The organism is Magnetospirillum fulvum MGU-K5 (assembly GCF_000442515.1).
Classification (GTDB): domain Bacteria; phylum Pseudomonadota; class Alphaproteobacteria; order Rhodospirillales; family Magnetospirillaceae; genus Phaeospirillum; species Phaeospirillum fulvum_B.
Map to the genome: position 1 here is coordinate 1 of NZ_AQPH01000139.1, position 3,084 is coordinate 3,084.

The 3,084-nt window shown below is 66.8% G+C and carries 2 protein-coding genes and 1 pseudogene; all 3 read right to left on the reverse strand.

Going from position 1 to position 3,084, the window contains the following annotated elements; all coding sequences use genetic code 11:
• Positions 1-160 precede the first annotated feature (160 nt).
• The gene (locus K678_RS17170) at positions 161-2,500 is read right to left on the reverse strand and encodes a VirB4 family type IV secretion system protein (RefSeq protein WP_021133753.1); all 2,340 of its coding nucleotides are present in this window, start codon (positions 2,498-2,500) and stop codon (positions 161-163) included.
• Entirely contained in the window at positions 2,497-2,820 is a 324-nt protein-coding gene (locus K678_RS17175) for a hypothetical protein (RefSeq protein WP_021133754.1), read from the reverse strand. The genes K678_RS17170 and K678_RS17175 overlap by 4 nt, the downstream gene beginning before the upstream one ends.
• Positions 2,821-2,824: 4 nt before the next feature.
• Positions 2,825-3,084 (reverse strand): annotated as a pseudogene (locus K678_RS17180) (hypothetical protein); the annotation flags it as partial.

A 3,084-nucleotide genomic window follows, 5' to 3' on the forward strand; every position in this document is an offset into this window, starting at 1 on the left:
AGCTCGTTCAGTTGAGCGAGCTGGTTCTTGATCTGCTCCTGCATCGACTTCAGTTGTTCGACCGCCTGACCCAACAAGGTGCCGTCGAACACCGGCATTCCGCCGCCTAGGGCGGCCGGAGCGGTGACGGTCAAAGCGGCGGAGAGCAGCAGGGCCACTTTCAGAGGTGCGCGCGCCATTGCTCCCCCCATTTTTCCTGAAGTGCCGTGAGCTCGCGCACCGCGTCGGGGCCGGAGCGATAGAAGCGCAGCGCCGGACCCAAGGGGGCGAGGTCGATATCGAGCACGGTCGATTCCTCGAAGCCGGTGGCGGCGTCGCGTTTGACCAGCAGCACCTTGCGGCCCTCGGGCGCGCCGAAGATGAAGCTCTTTTGCTCGTCGTTGAGGTTGAACGGCTCGTAGGCCGAGCGGTTGCCCTGGGGATTGGGATAGAAGAAGAAGGTCGCGGTGTTCTCGATCACCGCATCGGCGATGCCGGATTTGTGCAGCGCGCCGGGGTCCTGGAACGCCATGCCGACCGCGCCGCCGAACTTGCGGTATTCGCGGTACATCACCGCCGCCAGATCGCGGAAGGCGGGGTTTCTGAGCAGGTTGGCGGCTTCGTCGATGAAGACGGCAAAGCCCTTGACCCGGCCTTCACGCGCCATCCGCTCGATCGCGGTACTGATATGGGCGACGACGGGTGCCCCCAGCGCCGGGTCTTCCAGCGCCTCATTCATGTTGATGCCGGTGAGGAAGGCGCGGTCGAGGAAGCCGGACAGGCTGTCCCTGGGTGCGTTGAAGGTGTTGGCGTAAAGCCCGGCGCGGCCCTTGGCATCGACGACCCAGCGGGCGAAGCTCTTGCGCGCCTCGCTGTGGGCGGGGAAGGTCAGCGGGAAGATCTGATCGAAGGTCCGCGCCTCGATCGGCAATTGAAAGGCGGTTTCGGCAACGTGGGCGAGGATGTCCTCGATCCCGGCGGTATCGCCTGCCTCGCCCAGCATCAGCCGGATCAACAGCGCCAGGCGCTGGCGGTTGATCGGGCTGTCGTCGCAATCGAGCGGGTTGAGAGCGAGGCGGTCGAACGGCTGATAGAGGCCGCCCAGCGCCTCGATCATGAAGCGGGCACCTTCCTTCGAATCGAAGATCGTCGAGCGGATGCCCTCGAACTTCGCCAGCCCGCCCAGCAGATGCAGCACCAGGGTCGATTTGCCCGAGTTCGAGGGGGCGAAGACGACGAAATGCCCCAGCGCCTTGGGAGCGACCGAGCATTGGAACTGGAAGCGGTAGGCCTGTCCGCTCCCGGTCATGAAGGAGCGCACCGGACCCTTGCCGTATTGGGATTCGGGCAGGCCGGTCGGCGCATTCTCGAACGGCCACAGGGCGGCGACGTTCTCGACGAACAGCTTCAAGGGGCGCAGCAGGCGGTCGCGGTCGGGCAGACGGTTGAACCACACCACCGCCGCCCCTCGGGTTTCGACCGAGGCGACAATTCGGCGGTCGGCCAGGATGCGGGCGACCTGAGCGGTCAAATCATTGAGCTCGGTTTCGTCGGCGGCGCGCAGCACGATGGCCAGTTGGGTCGCCACCAGCGCGGTGCGGCCTTGGGCCAGCAGCTCGATCGCGGCGGCGCATTCTCCGGCGGCCTGGGCCGAGCCGAAGGCGCTGTTGGCGCCACGCTTCAACAGCAGCAGGGTTTTGTCGCGGCCGGTCGGCAGGGCGATCTGGGACAGCTCGATCTCGCCCGGCACCGCCATCAGCTCGTGGAGCAGATGGCCGGAGACCATGTCGGGCCATTCCCGCACCGCGATGATGCGGTGGAAGGTCTTCGTCGGCAGGTGGGCCGAGATCGTGCCGTCGGGGGTGAAGATCAGATCGGCGGCGGGCAGATTGGCCGAGATGTTGACCGACACCGCCCGCAGATCGGCGCGGTAATCGCCGCAGATCAGGCCGTTCAGGAACCCGGTCAGCGGGCAATCGGCCTCCGGGTCGGTTGGCCGAGCCAATCGTTTGGGTCGATAGCCCGCGAGCAAGGCGTGCAGCTTGTCGTCGGCTTCCTCCAACTGATGCGGAGCCGGGCTTTGCAGGGTGAGATACCAGGACAGAGCAAAGGCCGAGCGGTACAGCGCCGCTTCGGCCGCGCCGATCTCGGTCAGAGCCGGAGATGGCCAGGTCGCGGGCGAAACCGAATCCTGACGGCGTTTGATTCCGTACAGGCGCACCGTGACGCCCCGTGCGGCGCAGGCGGCCAGGAAATCGGCCCGGCCCTGATGCAGCGCCGCCTGCTCGGCTTCGGGGCGGGTGTCGTAGGCGAGCCCGTCCAGGCGAAAGGCGCGGAGCACGGTGCCGGATTTAAGCCGGACGGTGAAATGATCGGGCTCGATCCGGTCGAGCTCCAGCTCGTGGCCGAGCCAGTTGAACTCGACCGAGCCAAAGGCGATCCGCCGGGCCGCCGGAACCGCAAGGGCTCCGACGGCCACGGCGGCGCTTCCCACGCCGATCGCGAGCGGCCACAGGCTCATGGCCGCGTCCTCCGGGAACGCGCGGCGGGGGACGCCCCGGCCAGCAGCCATCGACGCGGGGAGACTTTCCAGAACAGCGCCACCGCCAGGGCGACGCTGTCGATATGACGGTCGCGCCGGGCCAGTCGATAGGCCACGGACAGCCCGACCGCCAGCACCAGGGCGAAGGCGATCATCGACAGTGCGATGCCGCCCAGCAGGATCGCCAGCCCATAGACGGCCACCGCCGGAGCCACCGCCAGGATCATCAGAGCAGGCGGCAAGCCGAAGATCGTGAACGGCCATTGGACATGGGTGAACACCACCGAGCGGGCCTTCATCGCCTTAGCTCCGCGTCATCAGGTCGATGAACCACAGGATTGCCGACGGCCCGACCGTCACCAGAAAACCGGCGACGAAGAAGATCCAGAGCCGCGACTGGTCGAGCCGCCGGGTCATCGCCGCCCACAGGCCGTAGCCGACCAGCGAGAGGCCGATCAGGGCTCCCCCGATCGCGGCCAGAGTCTTAGGGGGAGGGAAAGCGGAAAAGAGGAAGACGGCGTTTGTGTGCGTCATGGCGGTCAGCTCTGCTTCATCAGATCGAT